Genomic DNA, 17,119 nt, shown 5'->3' with positions numbered 1-17,119 from the left:
TCACATAGCTGTTACATAGCTGTATTAAAGCTGTTACTCAGGAGTATCAAAACTGGTATTTTAATACATTTTTGAGGTTTTTAAAGACAGTTTGGCATTTATGAAGTTGATACTTTTATATATAAAATAGCAATGAATAAAAAATTTGTATACAGAATATTTAGATTAAAAACATTCTAATTTTTTTGAACTGATTTTTAGAAATGGCAACTATGAAAACATTATGAACTTGAATATGAAGTTATAATAATAGATTCAAGCTAATAATTTCTCTAATTTCATTTTCCACTTTTCCCAGTCTTTCATTTCTTTGGTTTGTAAATCTAAAAACTTCTGGGTGTGATTGTGATGTATTAAGTGACAAAGTTCATGTGTAATCACATATTCTATACAGCCTTTAGGTGCTTTAATCAATTCAGGATTTAGAATGATTTTTCCATTTGGTGTGCAACTTCCCCATCGTGTAGGCATTTCACGTAATACAATAGACTCTGGCGCTACTTTATATTTTTTGAATTTGTCAATTAATGGCTGTGCAATAATGTGAAATTTTTCATGAGCATGTTGCAGGTACCATGCACTCAACAAATCTTTTGCTCTTGATTTTTCAGATACTGTTACTGCAATAAATTTACCTCTTAGTTTCACTGATTCCTCTTTGCAAACTTCAATTTGCAAACGGTATTGCCTTCCTAAGTACAAATGTGTTTCACCACTAACATATCTACGTTTGGGTGTTTTTGGCTGAAAAGAAAGAAAGAAACTTTGTTGCTTAATTATCCAAGGTGCTTTTTTTCTTATTTTCTCTTTTACTTTTTCAATGGTTGTATCTGTCGGTGCTTTTACCAACACTTCCATTGCTGGGGTTACAGTAATACCTAAGGATTTCCTGTTGGAATATTCCAAACGAAAATCAATTCTTTTGCTGCCGAATTGTATGGTTTCAGTCATTACTTATAACGGATTTTAGCTACTTCAATACAATCCTCTGCTATCTTGTCCATGTCTTTAAATGGCAAGTCCACATTGTACTTATCTCTTACTTCATCAATCAGATAGTCGCCAATTTCAATAAGCAATTTGCCTGTGATGTTTGTTTTATACTGCCAGTCAATAATGGGTTTGCCGTAGTCTAAAACAGCATCTTGAATCAGGTCGTCAATATGCAAAGCCGTTTGTATTGCGACTTCTTTACGAACAATATTGTCTTGAAATTTTTCTGAAAGTGCTTCAACTGTCAAACCAAAAAATGCTTTGGCAACACCCCTATCTTTTAGCTGCTCTGGAATATCATTGTCGGTATGTGCCAATACACTTTCCATGATATCTTGACTTCTTTTCAGCCGCTCAGCACTACTGATTCTTCCTGCTTCATACGCTTCAATAACATCTTTCAACATTTGTGAAAATTTCTTATAGAAAGCAGGATCTTCATCCATTTTTTCTGAAATATGCTTAGATGTTCTGCTTTCAATTCTATCTGCCTTGGCATCATCTCCAATTGCTTTTTCTACTTCCTGCTGAAATTTGTCCTTATCAAAAATGTTCACTAGTTCAGTAATGGTTTCAACTTTCTCAGTGGTGATATGTGTATCAATTAATTTTTGAATTTGACCTTCGTACTGTTTATAATCTATTTGATCGCTGTATCTTTCTACTACTGCTAAACGAAGTTTTAAGAACATCGTCAAATCTTCTTTGTAGCGGTTGATGTTTTTTTCTTCAACCTCTTTATGAAATTGAATGGATGATAAAGCAAGTTTCAAGCCCTTGGCAAATGCAGCTAGTTTATCATAAAACAAAACCCGTATCGCTTCATCTTTTAATAATTGCTGGTAGGCCTCTGCATCACGTTTGTTAGTAATGGTTTTGAAAATATCCCAAAGGTCCGAATGCTTTTGTGGAAGCTTTTTAATTTCATCAGCAATATTGGTAATTGTACCAGCTAAATCTTCATTATCAAAATCTTCAAAGGATGAATACAATTGCAGTGCATCATCTAAGTTTTCAATTACACCATAATAGTCAATAATGTAGCCAAACTCTTTATCAGGATAAATACGATTTACCCTTGCTATGGCTTGCAAGAGTTTGTGGCTTTGCAAATTTCTTGTTAGATATAGAACTGTGTTTTTAGGTTCATCAAAACCCGTAAGTAATTTATCAACTACTATAATGATTTCCGGGTCTTTCTGATTCTTAAATCGATTGATGATGTTTTTTTCATAACTTTTTGAATTGCCATGTTCATCCATCATTCTTTTCCAAAACTGATTTTCTTTTTCAGTGGATTTCTCATAGGCACTGTCTTCTCCTTCTCTATCATCAATAGATGAAATCAACACTTCACTACTCACAATACCTATTTCATCTAAATACTCTTTGTACTTAATGGCGTTAACTTTTTTGTCGCAAACTAATTGACCTTTGAAAGGTGTTCTCCCCTGCCAATTATCACGAAAATGATAGCTGATGTCCCAGGCAATCATCCTCATTTTTTGTTCGGCTGAATTCAAATGATCGTATCGGGCAAACTTTCTCTTGATGTCTGCTTTTTGGTAATCAGTTAATGGTTCAGATACCATTCCGAAAAAAGTATCAATCGGACTAGAATTTACATTTTGCAATGCCAATCTCCCTTCATACAATAATGGAACAACTGCTTTGTCTTTCACAGCTTGATCCACTGTGTAAGCATCAATCATACCACCAAATTTTTCTGCAGTGCTTTTATCTTTTTTAAATAACGGTGTTCCTGTCATGGCAATAAAACAGGCATTCGGCAAAGTCTTTTGCATGTCAATATTAAACGTGCCATGTTGTGTTCGATGCCCTTCATCTACCAAAACAAAAATATTGTGGCTTTCTAAAGGCTTATCAATTTTCTTTACAGCCGCCACAAATTTGTTGATGATGGTGGTTACCACTGCATCACTTTTGCTTTCAAGTAACTCAACCAAGCGCTGACCAGTAGTAGCATTTTCTACAAACCTGCCACACTTCCGAAAAGTACTTGTTATCTGATTATCTAAATCTGTTCTGTCAGTTACCAATACAATTTTAGGATTGCGAATACTTGGTTCCATGGCTATGGCTTGTGCCAGCATCACCATCGTTAATGATTTTCCGCTTCCTTGTGTATGCCAAATTACACCGCCTCTACGTTTTCCATTTTCAACATGCTTTATTCGTTGCATAGATTTTTTGATAGCGAAAAACTGCTGGTAACGGGCCACTTTTTTATCTCCATTATCGAATAAAATAAAATTAAAAACAATGTCCATCAATCGTTCAGGGCGACATAATCCAAACAAATAATTGTCCTGTTCGGTTGGTAGAATTTCTTCTTGTTCCAAAGCATCAAAATATTGACGAACATATTTGAAACGGTCAGTAAAAAGTTGCTCTTTGACTGATATTGAAAGCGGTTTATTTTTGAGTTGTTGTAATTTGATTTTGTAATTTCTCTCTTCATCATCACTAGTAAATTTCTCTTGCCACTTTGCCCAAAATTTTTCAGGTGTGGCATTGGTAGCATAAGCTGCCTCTTGTGTAGCGATGCTCAAAGTCAATTGTGAATACACAAACAAACTGCGGATACCATCTTCTTGTTGATTGCGTAGATGCTGACTGATAGCCTGTTTCAATGGCTCCTTCATATCAGGTCGTTTACACTCAATAATGCAAACCGGAATACCATTTACAAACAACACCAGATCAGGTCGGTAATGCTCTTTGCTGGTGCTTCTAATCACACTGAATTCTTCCGTTACATGAAATACATTATTGCCGATGTTTTTCCAGTCAATGTATTGAAGTGTAAAACTCTTTTTGTCTCCATCCACACTTTGTTCTAATGCCTGACCTAAGGTAATCAGGTTGTATACCTTTTCACTGGCGGCAATGTACCCTTCATTCATGGGCAGGTTTTTCAATGCCAATATGCCTTTTTCAATATTTTCATCAGTAAAAATGCTGGTTTTGGTAGCACTTACTCGTATGCTGTTTATTTCCTTCAATTGCTTCCGCAACACATCTTCTAGCAATACATTGGATGTTTTGCTACCTCTTTGCCTATCGGCTTCTGCCGGACTTAAATAGGTGTAGCCCAAATTCACCAGCATTTGCAGTGCAGGAATCTGGCTGATATCGTCTTCTTTAAAACTTGGTGTTTCCACTTTATGAAATATGAGTTATGAATGATGAATTATAAACTGAGATTTGTATAGAAAATGCTCAAAACCTTTACATATTGGTTTCCTCATGTAAAGGTTTTGAGCATTTTCTATACATGAGCCGTTTATCATAAGTAGAAAATTAGATATTTTACTCATGATAGGTTTATCATGTGTAAATTCGCTGTTCTTTTGACCTTGACTATAATTTGCTAACATTCTGTAAAAGGTTATATAAATCGATGTTGATGTAGTAGTTATCCTTCCAAATCTTTTGTTTGCTCACAATACCAAGTTTATCCAATTCGTCAAGGTACTTAGCCGCAGTTTTACGACTTACCCCGGTTTCTTCCATTACAAAATCAATTTTGGTGTAAGGATGTCGGAATAGGTTATTCAGCAAATCCTGGCTGTAAATTTTAGGAAGCTCCGTCCTAATTCTATCCTTATGGCTTTGCATCAACTTCTTTATGCCCTCAATGACTTTGATGGTTTGCAAAGAAGTTTGCTCCACTCCTTCAAGGATGTACAGCACCCATTCTTCCCAGGCGTTTTCGGTGCGTACTTTTTGCAGCAGGCGGTAATAATCTGCTTTGTTTTGATTGATGTAGCGGCTTAAATACAGTATGGGCAAATTCAACAAACCTCCTTTTACCAAATAAAGGATATTGATAATCCTTCCTGTTCTTCCGTTACCATCATAAAATGGGTGGATACTTTCAAACTGATGGTGAATAATGGCCATTTTTACCAATGGGTCCCAATTGCTAAGTGCATTGTCATTCATAAACTGCTCAAGGTTGTTCATGTGTGCCAATACTTCATCATGCGTTTGCGGTGGGGTATAAACAATTGCTCCCGTTTGCTCATTTTTTAGTTCGGTACCGGGTACTTTTCTAAAACCTGCATCATTTTCTTCAAGCGTTGCTTGCATTTGTAAGATGTGGCTGTTAATCAATATTCCTTTTTGCCTTACGGTTTCAAAACCCCAACGCAATGCTTCGGCATAGTTGTGCACTTCTTTAGATGCGATAGATTTAAATTCCCTTTTCAGATAATCTCCCTGATACAATTCATCATGAGTGGTGATGATGTTTTCAATGGCCGAACTGTCTTTGGCTTCTTGTAGTGAAAGGGTACTGATTAAAATACTTTCATTAGGAATGCTCAAGGCAGCTCCTTTCATCTCCGCTAAAGCACTACGTGCAGCAGCCGTTTTTTTCATAATGGCTTTGGTTTCAATATCGAAATCCAAAGGGAGTTGTGGTATTTTGTATGCCATATCTGTAAAGTAGTTTTTGCACAATAAAGTCATCAGATTTGTTGTGCATATTTTGGTTTATTAAACTTATATAGCCAAATTCAACAGTATTTGCAATGCCGGCATCTGGCTTATATGGTCTTCTTTAAAACTTCGTTTTTCCATTTATCTATTTTGTTGGATTATCGTCAACGTCTTTTAATTTTAATGTCTCTACAACCTTACCTGTGAACAAATCTTTATTTTCATGACTAAACCAAAAATCATGAATTGATTCTTTTCCGCAATCTTCAATCTTATAGATGAATTTTGTTTCATCTTCTTCAAATGGAGCAGCCAGTCCTTCTTTATTTCTTGCATCACCAATTATTGAGTATTCAGAGTTTACAATTACATCAACATTCTCAATGCGGAAGTCATCAGTAAAAGGTAAAGTGCTGTTGGCCTTTAGCTTTATTCGGTGGATGTAAGGGAAACACATTTCATAAAAAAACAAATGCCCCTGATGATGTAGATAAATGTGTTTCACATCAAGGGATTCTATGGGAATTAAAAATTCGATTGTATAATTCCTGTCAGTGGTTGTTGAACGATATACCTTGGCTGTGTAAATCGAATTTTCAAATCTTTTCCGGTAATCAGGTAGCATCACTTTTGGCAACACAAAAGAATCAATCATGTAATCAATATCGCCATCTGCAGACATAGCAACTGTAATTAAATCATTTGGATACTTGACTTCAGGAATGTGGGTGAAATAAGCGAAATGATAATTTACACATTCCTTACTTCCTCTGTAATTCCATTTTGAAGACCTTAATGTTTTAGTGCCTGTTATGCCGTTGTAGCCTCCTTCATTCGTGTGATGAAACAGTTTGAAGTAAATTTTATCATCAATGGTTTTATATTCACCGCAAGCATATTCTTCAATATCTGCCGGGCCAAAAATTTCACATTCATATAGCTGGCTCTTGTCCGGGTAAGTTTGAAGTATTTGGTAATTATAAAAGCGAACTTTAATTGTTTCCCCGTTTTGAATGTCAATAAAGAAGTCACAACCGATAGACTTTTCATCTAACTTAAATAAAAAGGGAGCTGTGAAATGTAATGGTTGAATCCAACCATTTTTCAATAATAGATAATCCGGGATAATTATTGAGTTTCCGGCTTCATGTACCAGCCGACATTTTATTTTGCCGATATATGGTTTTGAATCAATGTAATCGCAACCTTGATTATTAAAGTTAGCGTAATGATGGTCAATGCCAGATTCGTAGCGGTTAAATTGCTTATTGTATTTAAACTGTGGTTTTTTACCGCACAACACAATGCCACCTTTTAAAAGGCAGCATCTTTTATATTTTTTTCCACTCCCGCAGGGGCAGAGTGCATTTTTACTTGGCTCCATACTAATTAATTTTTAATCTTTTCTTCCCTGTCAACAACACCTGCATCAACCCCTTTTTCTGCTCCCTCAACTTTGCTGCTTTGGCTTTAAGCAGGCTGATTTCTTTATCGGCCGCTTGCAACACTTGGGCAATGGCAGTTTGTTCTTCGATGGATGGAAGTTTCATTTCGAGTTGAAGGAACGTATCAAAGTCAAATGTCATTTTCTCAATATGCACACCATAACTTGAGATATAAGTTTGATGATAGAAGTATGGTGTTTGTGAATACCATTGAAAAAACTCCATATTCAATTGCTTTTTATCTTTTGGAACCACAGCTATATATGAACCTGAAATCTTAGCCCCATCGAATTCTTTTGTAACCAAAGCTGATGCACCGTGTAGGATTTGCATTTTCGAAAACAAAAAATCTCCCTCGATGGCTGTACGTAAAGTTTTGACTAGTATTTGATGACCATATAAAGCTTCACGGTAGAATATACCGCCTGACCTTCGTCTAACGCTAATCAGTTTATACAATTCGTTTTCATCCCAATCAAAATTTCTCTTTACCACTTTAAGTATTTTCTCATAAGAATGTTCCTTCCACTCCCCATCAAACCCCTTCAATCTTTGCTTCCCCGTAAGCAATTGCTGCATGAGCCATTTTTTGCGGAGTTCTTTTTGGGCAATGAGTTTTTCAATAGTGTGTATGGCAGCATCTGCAGTGCTGAGTACTTGGGCTATGGCTTTTTGCTCAGGGAGGGGGGGAAGTGGGATCGGGCATTCTAATACTTCTTCTTTTCTCAAATTTGTTTGATTAACGCCATCGTCAAATGTTAGGTAATATTTATTTCTGTTCAGGGCATAATATAAAAATATGGGATCAACCTTTTTTGCAGTAATGGCACAAATCCTTTGATTTAGAGTGTAGAGATTATCCTCTTTAACATAGAAACATTTGGCAATAGCTTTGCCATTTGGAACATCACTCATAACCATGACAATTTCACCTTTAGACAACGGGCAAAGTATTTCTTTAGAATACTTTGCAACTTCCCCTTCTGTAGATATAAACTTAGAGTTAATAATTATGTATTTGCCTTCAGAATCAACAATATTTTCATGAGCTTTACCATTTCTAAATTCAGCAATTTTTTCTAAATTATTTACTTCCCATTCCTTTGGAATAAAACCTGCTGCGGAATGTTTGTGTGTTATATTTTTCGACTGTTCCATAATATTCTATTGAAGTTTGCTTAATAAATTTTCTAATTCATCTTGAACTTGCTTCAATTCAATTTCTAAGTTTTGAATATCTTGGGCTACTACTTCAATATCAACCTCAGCTTCTTCTTCAAAAGTGTCAACATAACGGGCAATATTTAGATTGAATTCATTTTCCTTTATTTCTATTGCAGTAGCCACATAACTGTACTTATCTTCCACCACACCGGGTTGCAGCTTGCCGGTTGCAAAATCACGGTAGGTGTTCACCATATGTTCAATATCTGTATCACGTAGTTTGTTTTGGTTTTTGGCACTTTCGTAATGTTTGCTGGCATCAATAAACAAGAAGTTATTGCTGGTTTTTTGCTTGTTAAATACCAAAATAGCAGCCGGTATGCCGGTACCAAAAAACAGGTTGGCAGGTAAGCCAATTACTGCTTCGAGCAAGTTTTCTTCAATGGTGCGTTGGCGTATACGGCCTTCACTGCTTCCACGAAATAATACACCATGTGGCACCACTACACCTGCTTTACCTTCTTCGTTGAGCGTTTCAATCATGTGACTAATAAATGCCCAATCGCCTTTGCTCTTGGGTGGTACGCCTCTCCAAAAACGGTTATATTTATCGGTTTCAGGGTCGTAACTAATGGTGGTTTTTTCACCATCTTTATCTTCTACCTTTCCCCATTTGTCTAAAGAAAAAGGTGGATTGGCAACTACTGTGTCAAACTTCATCAAGGTCATATCATCTACTTTCAATTTAGGGTTGCGGATGGTATCGCCCCAACGAATCACTGCATTATCGAAGCCATGCAAAAACATATTCATTACTGCCAATGCCCAGGTGCTGCCATTAGCCTCTTGGCCGTAAAGTGAAAAATTATCAGAGCCTACCTCGTTACCAGCTTTTATGAGTAAAGAACCAGAACCGCAAGTAGGATCACAAATACGAGAACCTGGTTTAGAATGAGTTAACCTTGCTAATAAGGTTGATACTTCACTTGGCGTATAAAATTCGCCAGCTTTTTTGCCTGCATCACTAGCAAAGTTAGAAATTAGGTACTCATAAGCACCACCAATAATATCGTTCCCATCCAAATGAGATGGACGAAGATTTAAAGCATCCTTATTAAAATCTAGCAATAAGTTTTTCAGTCGGGTGTTTTTGTCTTTAGGCTCACCCAGCTTGCTGTTGTTAAAGTCAATGTTTTGGAAAATACCAGCACCGTCTTCACTATACAATTTTTCACGGTTAGCTTCTTCTAAATCCGCCAATGCAATATTGATGAGTTCACCAATGTTGGCTTCGTTACGAGCTTCGTACAAAAATTTAAAATGGCTATGCGCTGGCACAATAAAGCGTTCGTGTTGCATGGCACGTTTGGCACGTTCCACATCATTATTGTATTTTTCTAAGTAGCCTTCCATTTTATCATCATGCACATCGCTGAGGTATTTTAAGAAAAGCATGGTAAGCACATAGTCTTTATAAACGCTAGGGTCAATACTGCCTCTAAATGTGTCGCAAGCTTTCCAAACTGCATCGTTAATGTCTTTCTGAGTTATTTTAGCCATAATATTTAATTTATTGCATTGATGATTTGTTGTTGAATTTGTTTTTCTCTTAGTGTTTCAATTTCCTGCTTTAATGCTTTTTCTTTGTCACGGAGTTTGATGATTTGCAGAATCGCCATTTGTTTTTCGATACTCGGCACTGTTATTTCCAAATTTTCTAATACTTGTTTTGAAATAGAAGGAATAGACGTACCAATTGCTTTACTTTTTAAAAGTGTTTGGGTGTTATAGTTATTTAGAAACCAAGCAAAATATTGAGGCAACACTTTTTTATTAAGTAATCTAATAACAAAGAAGGAAGTAGAAGCAACAGAAGGCTCATTATGATTTTCAAAAACCGCAGCAAAATTTTTTGTGCCTTTGGCTGCAAAAAGTATGTCACCATCTTTCAATAAGTGTTTTTCAGAAATACCTTCAGCCATCAGATCAGGGTGCAAAACAGCATTTAATTGACCATTTTCATCAAAATGCTTAGATTGTAGATAAACCAATTCACCACTACCAGTAGGCTTTGCAAAAAGACCCGTTTGTATGTTAGTAATATTTTTTATTAGTGTTTTCAAATTTATTTCTTAGTAATAGCTCTACAAAAATACATAAAACCTTAAATTTACCAAATATTTTGAAATTTATTTTTAAGTACACTTTCTACAAAATATTATTAAAGCCTGGTTTTATACAATTCTTAAGGTAAAATGGCCTTTTTGAGTTAAAGTATAACCAATATTTTGTCTTTTGTTCATAACGCACAAAAACAGCTGATAACACATTAAAAAGGCTCGTTCTTCAACGAGCCTTTTTAATTTAATTTTGTTGTGCCAACTTACTTTTTTTATAGCCGTATAAAAAGTAAAATACCAACCCAATGGCTAACCAGCCACCAAACCAAAGCCAGTTGGCTTTCGTCATTCCGGTTAATAAATATAAGCATGTACTTACGCCCATTAATGGTATAAGTGAGTAATTTTTTAAGAAGGTTACAATGGCCAACCCTATCATTAACAACCAAAAAATAATGGTTGATATTTTGAGGGTTCTGCTTTGTTCGGTATTAGCCGCCGCAATAAATTTATTTACCACGGCTAGCTTTTGCGCTGCAATGGTTTTTACATTCATAGAATCGAGCAGGCCCACAAAAGCCGCATTGTTGGCATTTTCAGTACTTAAATTATTAGAGATATTATTGACTACCGCAATGGTATCCATTTTAGCAGCAGGTAACATGGTGGCTAATTTTTCAATAGCATTTTCTTCAGAAAAATCAACCTTGTTGCCAAAGTATTTTGGTGTGGCAAACGACAATACCAAAATACAACCCACCACAATCAACGGAAAAATAAACTTACCGTTAATGTAAGGTATGTTGAATTTACCGGGTTGTTTTTCTTTACGTGGTATTAATAATACACCGCCACACACCAACACAAATGCAAATAAAGTGGCAATGCTGGTAAAGTCTAACACAAAAGTTTTATCAGTAAACAAAATAGGCACCCCTACTACAATACCTGTTACAATAGTTGAGAAAGAAGGTGTTTGATACTTCGGGTGAATTTTTTGAAACACTTTTGGCAACAGGCCATCTCTACTCATGCTCATCCAAATACGGGGTTGCCCCATTTGGAATACAAGCAATACACTCGTCATGGCTATTACGGCACAAACGGCCACCAATAGCTGCATCCAAGGTACATTGAGGTTTTGCTTTTCAAAAATAAACGCTAGTGGGTCACCCACGCCTTCAAAATTGCGGTAGTTAACAGAGCCTGTTAATACCAAGGTTAATAAAATATATACCACGGTACAAATCACCAATGAGTAAATCATCCCCCTTGGTAAATCTCTTTGTGGATTTTTACTTTCTTCTGCCAACACACTTACGGCATCAAAACCGATGTAGGCAAAAAATACCCCTGCAACCGCAGCCATTACACCGCTAAAGCCGTTGGGCATAAATGATTTTACGCCAGCATCATTTGCAGGCGACCAATTAAAGGTTAACCCGTTGTGAAATACCAAATAACCGCCTACAATAATTACCAATGCTACAACCGCCATTTTTAACACCACCATGATGTTGCTGAAATTGCGGCTTTCTTTTACACCTTTATATACCAAATAAGTAATGAGTACATTAATAACCAGGGCTGGTAAATCAACAATAATACGTAACCCAGCAACGATAGGTGCAGTATGCCATGCTTGAAATTGATCGCCCTCTAAAGCGCCATTTTGAACGGCATGTTGTGCCTCTTTATAACTAGTGCTTAACCAATGCGGCATATCAACCCCACACCTGCTTAAAAACGAAGTAAAATAATCGCTCCAACTAAAGGCCACATAAATGTTACCAATGCTGTATTCCATTATAAGTGCCCACCCAATGATCCATGCGAATAATTCGCCAAAGCTGGCATACGCATAGGTATAGGCGCTACCTGCCACTGGTATACGACTGGCAAATTCACTGTAACAAAAAGCAGTGAAGGCACAGGCTACTGCCGTAATTAAAAATAAAATGACTACACCGGGGCCACCACTGAATACAGCCCCACCCAAACTACTAAAACTACCGGCACCTAAAATGGCAGCAATACCAAAAAAAGTTAAATCTCTAACGGTGAGTACTCGTTTTAAACCGCCAGCGGAGCCGTGGGCATCATCGCCGCCTTCCGCTAATATATTGGCAATATTTTTTCTTCTAAACAAACCGTTGCTCATTTTGTAGTGGGTTTTATGGCTAGTAAAATAAGTAAAATTGTTGAATATGAATTCAATCAGGTTATTAAAGCGTAAACGAGTTGTTTATTTTTCTCTCATCATTAAATCAGCGGCTAATTGTTGTAAGGCTGTTTTTCTTTCACTCAACACAGCAACTTCATCTAAATGCTGCAAGGCAATTTGGTAATACTTTTCTTTGAGGGCATTGCACCATTCATCTGCCTTTACTTCTTTAAATATTTGCAGTACCTGCGGTACTTTATCGGGTGCATTGTTGGCCAATAGCTCATCTAAACGAGCATTAATGCTGGCATCGCCTTGTTCACGGGCATGTATGAGTAAAAAGGTTTTTTTATTGGCTAATATATCGCCGCCTTGTTGTTTACCTGTTTTTTGGGCATCGCCAAAGGCATCTAAAAAATCATCTTGTATTTGAAAAGCAATACCTAGGTTTTTACCAAATTCATATAAATGATTTTGGTTGCCCAAGCCTGCACCACCCAATACGGCTCCCATTTGTAAACTTGCAGCTACTAGTACCGATGTTTTGAGGGTGATCATTTTTACATAATCATCTAAACTCACATGGGCCATGTTTTCAAAATCCATATCGAGCTGTTGGCCTTCGCATACTTCTTTGGCTGTTTTGTTGAAAATTTCGATACTTCTTGGTAAGTATGGTGCACTAATGCTTCCTAAATTTTCGTATGCTGTAACAAACATTACATCGCCAGCCAATAATGCAGTATTATGTCCGTATTTTTCGTGAACGGTGGGTAAGCCCCTGCGTAAGGGTGCTTTATCCATAATATCATCGTGTATTAAACTAAAATTATGAAACAGCTCAATAGAGGCTGCGGCATAATAGGCATCATCTGTTACGGGTGCAAACAATTCGTTGGCCAAATACACACAAATAGGGCGAATACGTTTACCCTTAATACCTAAAATGTATTGTGCAGGGTCGTATAACGTAGGTGTATGTTCAGGAAAATGACGTTTGTTAAACTTGGCTTCAAACTGTGCTGATAAGGCTGTAAATGATTGCATTAATGGATGCGCTTTTTTGAACAAGCTTCATGGGCCTGTATATCTTAAATTATTTTTTACTCGTTTTTTTGGTGGCTGTTTTTTTAGCCGCAGGTTTTGCTGCTGTTTTGGTAGTGGCTTTTTTGGCGGTTGACTTACCTCCTACTGTTTTGGCTTGTTTGCTTTTGGGCGCTGCTGTAGTTACCCATTCATAATCGAGCTGGCGTTTATCTAAATTGGCTGCAATAACTCTAATGGTAACATCATCGCCCATTCTGAATGTTTTGCCGGTACGTAAGCCTACTAAGGCATAGTTGGCTTCATCTAACCTAAAATCATCGTAATCGCTTAAATCTTTTACACTTACCAAGCCTTCACATTTGTGCTCCACGGTTTCAACCCAAAAACCAAAGGTTGATACACCAGAGATAACGCCTTCAAATTCATCGCCTATAAACTGCCTCATGTACTCAACTTGTTTGTATTTGTTGCCGGCTCTTTCGGCTTCCATAGCGGCACGTTCTTTATCGCTGCAATGTTTGTTTTTTTCTTCCATTGCTTTATCGATCAATAAATTTTTATCGATGATGCTTTGTAGTACACGGTGTACCATCACATCGGGGTAACGACGAATAGGCGATGTAAAATGACAATAGTTTTCAAAACCTAATCCGTAATGCCCCACATTTTCAGCTGTATATTTTGCCTTTGCCATGGTACGTATACCAAGTTGTTCTATTACATGTTCTTCTGGCTTACCCTTTACATTTTTTAATAAATTGTTGAAAGATGTGGCAATGGATCGTTCATCTTTCATATCAAACTCGTACCCATGCTTTTTTGCGAAAGCCACAAATGGCGCTAGTTTCTCCACATTGGGTTCATCATGCGTACGGTACGAAAATGGGATGGGCTCTTTGTTTACTTTTATTTTTGATACATACTCTGCCACAGCTTTATTGGCCAATAACATAAACTCTTCAATTAATTTATGGGCTTCTTTACTTTCTTTAACAACAATGCCAATTGGTTTGCCTGTATCATCTAATTTAAACTTTACTTCTTGCGATGAAAAGTTGATGGCTCCGTTATCAAAACGCTTTTTTCTGAACTGTTGGGCTAAATCGTTCAACAACAAAATAGGTTTAAAATGCAAGCCATCTTTTGTTTCAATGGTTTGTTGTACCTCTTCGTATGTAAAGCGATGGTTGCTATGGATGATGGTTCTACCAATCCATTGGTGTTTAATTTCTGCCCTGTTATTTATTTGGAATATTACAGAGAAGGAGTATTTATCTTCATTTGGTCGCAATGAGCATAACTCATTCGAAATTTTTTCGGGCAACATGGGGTTTACCCTATCAGGCAAATACACACTGGTAGCTCGTTCGTATGCAGCCTTATCAAGCAACGAACCGGGTGTTACAAAATGGCTCACATCGGCAATGTGTACACCAATTTCATAATTGCCATTATCGAGGTTTCTGATAGAGATGGCATCATCAAAATCTTTTGCATCGTAAGGGTCAATAGTAAAAGTGAGTATATCCCTACAATCTTTTCGTTTCTTTAATTCTTCTCGGGTAATGTTGGGCGATAACGCATCGGCTGCTTTTAGCACGGCATCTTCAAACGACAATGGAAAACCGGCATGCACTAAAATTTCTTTCATGGCCATATCGCCTTCGTTTTGGGCCGTCATAATAGCGATGATTTCACCTTCGGGTTTTTTATCGTTTTTATCCCACTTTAAAAATTTGGCTACTACACGGTCGCCATCTTTAGCACCGTTTAATTTTGCCATATCAATATGAAAATCTGGCATTGGGTTGTTACCCGTTGCTGTAAAAAATGCAATTTTTTCTTTAACTGAAATGGTTCCAATAAAGTCGGTTTGCTTTCTTTCAACTACTGCGGTAATTTTTCCTTCTGTACGCCTGGTTCTATCTTGTCCGTTTAAAATTTGAACCCTCACCGTATCACCATGAAAAGCTTTACCAAATTCATTGGGCTTTACAATGATATCTTTCTCTCTATCTTCTACAATTACAAACCCCATACCACTGCGGCTTATCTCTAATTTACCCTTCACTATTTCAGTTTGGGATGATTTTTTTTTGCCACTGCTTTGTTGGTGCTTACTCATAAAATATAATCAATTGTATTAATTAATTGCAATGTACTAAATGTAGCGTTGAAACACAAGCTTTGCAGCACTAAGTATCAATAATAATGCGGTGGTTTGGTATAAAGATTTTGCTATTGGGGCGCTATAACTGATGTTGATCATTTTATAAATGGCTTACCCTGTAAGGCTTGTATCAAAGTAAAAAAAGCCAAAGCCGCATATAAAATAGCCATTATAAAAGTTAAGTAGGTATTACGCAATACATAATAGGCAAGTAAAGGCAAAACTTGCAGAGCATGCATACCAATAAAATGAGCTACTCGAGCATCGCCCAAGGTTTTACTCCAGTTAAGTATGGCGATACCTTCGCTACCATCGGCCCCACCAATGGTATGCGACAACCTGCTGCCCATTAAAAAACCTTGAAAAGAAAAAATTACAAATAACAACAAGGCTAAACGAATGGCCCACAAATAATAGCTAGGTAAATCATACAAAGGGGCTACAAAAAACAACCAAGCGATGAATGCCGTGTAAAGGCTTACCAATGATGCTGCTACGGCCATTAACACATACAATAAACTATACCAACCATTTGAAATATTAAAGTGTGATTGTTGCCCCCTAGCTGCCTGAATAGCAATGTAAACAATTTCAAACCCCAATAGTACAATAACACTCCAACTAAAAAGTTTGGTATTAAATTGTGGTAGGTACTGAATATACCAAGCCATGGTAAATACATAAATGGCAATGGATACCGCAAACTTAAATGGCTTATACCAGGCATTTACTTGCAATACCTTAACATGGGTTATTTGTGTAAGTATCAAAAACAAAACAGCACTGCAGGCGCAAATACAACCAAAATAAAATAGCGGTTCGTTTACATTTTTAAGTTGGGTGATAAATGATTTCATGATGATGGTGTTGATGTTAATTAAAAATGAACAATGTTCATTACATTTTTTAAAAATATATTATGGATCGATGATGTGAGTGAATGCATCAAAAGCCCTTTTTAAAATGGTAGATGCGTTTTTTAATTGCACACTACCAGAGCGTTCGCTTATTTGCAAACTACACATACCATGTACGGTACTCCAAATCATAAACGACAAAGCATCTACCTCTCCACCTTTAAAATAACCTGCTTTTACACAATCTGTCACACAACTTTTTAATGCATTAAACGTAGAGGCACCTTCTTTCCAATCTTTATTGGCCGTATCATGCACAAATGAAATGGGTGCTTTAAGGTTGAACATTAAATCATACATATCGGGGTTTTGCAAGGCAAAGTCTATGTAAATTCTACCCATTGCTTTTAATCTTTCCATGGGCTCGGTAACTTTCGTTAAAACTGCAAACTGAGCCCCTAGTTGGGTAAAACCTTGTATGTGCAGAGCATGTAATATGGCATCCTTATCTTTAAAATAAACATACACTGTGCCTACACTGTAACCAATGGCAGTGGCAATACTTCTGATGGTAGTTTGCGCTACGCCATTTTCAACAAACAACTTTTTTGCTGCTTGCAAAATAAGGTCGCTTACATCATACTTATCTTTTTTTGTATGTACCATTTTAGCCATGATTACAAAAATAATGA

At 36.7% G+C, this 17,119-nt stretch carries 12 protein-coding genes; all 12 read right to left on the bottom strand.

Annotated features, from left to right (window positions below; translation table 11 throughout):
- Positions 1–255: 255 nt before the first annotated feature.
- Positions 256–951, bottom strand: coding sequence for a M48 family metallopeptidase (locus ACFOWM_RS00825; protein ID WP_379705691.1), 696 nt, complete (start codon positions 949–951; stop codon positions 256–258).
- The gene (locus tag ACFOWM_RS00820) at positions 951–4,178 is read right to left on the bottom strand and encodes a type I restriction endonuclease subunit R (protein ID WP_379705688.1); all 3,228 of its coding nucleotides are present in this window, start codon (positions 4,176–4,178) and stop codon (positions 951–953) included. The genes ACFOWM_RS00825 and ACFOWM_RS00820 overlap by 1 nt, the downstream gene beginning before the upstream one ends.
- Positions 4,179–4,377: 199 nt before the next feature.
- Entirely contained in the window at positions 4,378–5,457 is a 1,080-nt protein-coding gene (locus ACFOWM_RS00815; RefSeq protein WP_379705685.1) for a Fic family protein, read from the bottom strand.
- 148 nt (positions 5,458–5,605) lie between these two features.
- The gene (locus tag ACFOWM_RS00810; protein WP_379705682.1) at positions 5,606–6,844 is read right to left on the bottom strand and encodes a YecA family protein; all 1,239 of its coding nucleotides are present in this window, start codon (positions 6,842–6,844) and stop codon (positions 5,606–5,608) included.
- Position 6,845: 1 nt separating this feature from the next.
- A complete protein-coding gene (locus ACFOWM_RS00805; protein ID WP_379705679.1) occupies positions 6,846–8,063 on the bottom strand; it encodes a restriction endonuclease subunit S in 1,218 nt (405 codons plus the stop codon).
- Between the two features lie 6 nt (positions 8,064–8,069).
- The gene (locus tag ACFOWM_RS00800) at positions 8,070–9,629 is read right to left on the bottom strand and encodes a type I restriction-modification system subunit M (protein ID WP_379705676.1); all 1,560 of its coding nucleotides are present in this window, start codon (positions 9,627–9,629) and stop codon (positions 8,070–8,072) included.
- Between the two features lie 5 nt (positions 9,630–9,634).
- Entirely contained in the window at positions 9,635–10,192 is a 558-nt protein-coding gene (locus tag ACFOWM_RS00795) for a restriction endonuclease subunit S (protein WP_379705673.1), read from the bottom strand.
- Between the two features lie 241 nt (positions 10,193–10,433).
- Positions 10,434–12,350 (bottom strand): amino acid permease, encoded by a 1,917-nt coding sequence (locus ACFOWM_RS00790; RefSeq protein WP_379705670.1) that lies wholly within the window; start codon positions 12,348–12,350, stop codon positions 10,434–10,436.
- A gap of 84 nt (positions 12,351–12,434) precedes the next feature.
- Positions 12,435–13,400: a polyprenyl synthetase family protein gene (locus tag ACFOWM_RS00785; protein WP_379705667.1), complete on the bottom strand. Its 966-nt coding sequence runs from the start codon at positions 13,398–13,400 to the stop codon at positions 12,435–12,437.
- Positions 13,401–13,449: 49 nt separating this feature from the next.
- Positions 13,450–15,525 carry a ribonuclease R gene (gene rnr, locus ACFOWM_RS00780; protein WP_379705664.1) on the bottom strand — a complete coding sequence of 692 codons (2,076 nt, stop codon included), beginning with the start codon at positions 15,523–15,525 and terminating at the stop codon, positions 13,450–13,452.
- Between the two features lie 140 nt (positions 15,526–15,665).
- Positions 15,666–16,427: a hypothetical protein gene (locus ACFOWM_RS00775; protein ID WP_379705661.1), complete on the bottom strand. Its 762-nt coding sequence runs from the start codon at positions 16,425–16,427 to the stop codon at positions 15,666–15,668.
- A 60-nt stretch (positions 16,428–16,487) separates the two neighbouring features.
- Positions 16,488–17,093, bottom strand: coding sequence for a TetR/AcrR family transcriptional regulator (locus tag ACFOWM_RS00770; protein ID WP_379705659.1), 606 nt, complete (start codon positions 17,091–17,093; stop codon positions 16,488–16,490).
- Positions 17,094–17,119: the final 26 nt, after the last annotated feature.

This window comes from Ferruginibacter yonginensis, assembly GCF_042651465.1.
GTDB lineage: Bacteria > Bacteroidota > Bacteroidia > Chitinophagales > Chitinophagaceae > Ferruginibacter > Ferruginibacter yonginensis.
This window is presented reverse-complemented; position numbering and strand designations above follow the sequence as displayed.

Bases quoted from the DNA above. Each gene is read 5' to 3' on its own strand.
- ACFOWM_RS00825 (WP_379705691.1), bottom strand. From the start codon at position 951: ATGACTGAAACCATACAATTCGGCAGCAAAAGAATTGATTTTCGTTTG.
- ACFOWM_RS00815 (WP_379705685.1), bottom strand. From the start codon at position 5,457: ATGGCATACAAAATACCACAACTCCCTTTGGATTTCGATATTGAAACC.
- ACFOWM_RS00810 (WP_379705682.1), bottom strand. From the start codon at position 6,844: ATGGAGCCAAGTAAAAATGCACTCTGCCCCTGCGGGAGTGGAAAAAAA.
- ACFOWM_RS00805 (WP_379705679.1), bottom strand. From the start codon at position 8,063: ATGGAACAGTCGAAAAATATAACACACAAACATTCCGCAGCAGGTTTT.
- ACFOWM_RS00800 (WP_379705676.1), bottom strand. From the start codon at position 9,629: ATGGCTAAAATAACTCAGAAAGACATTAACGATGCAGTTTGGAAAGCT.
- ACFOWM_RS00790 (WP_379705670.1), bottom strand. From the start codon at position 12,350: ATGAGCAACGGTTTGTTTAGAAGAAAAAATATTGCCAATATATTAGCG.
- ACFOWM_RS00785 (WP_379705667.1), bottom strand. From the start codon at position 13,400: ATGCAATCATTTACAGCCTTATCAGCACAGTTTGAAGCCAAGTTTAAC.
- rnr (WP_379705664.1), bottom strand. From the start codon at position 15,525: ATGAGTAAGCACCAACAAAGCAGTGGCAAAAAAAAATCATCCCAAACT.
- ACFOWM_RS00775 (WP_379705661.1), bottom strand. From the start codon at position 16,427: ATGAAATCATTTATCACCCAACTTAAAAATGTAAACGAACCGCTATTT.
- ACFOWM_RS00770 (WP_379705659.1), bottom strand. From the start codon at position 17,093: ATGGTACATACAAAAAAAGATAAGTATGATGTAAGCGACCTTATTTTG.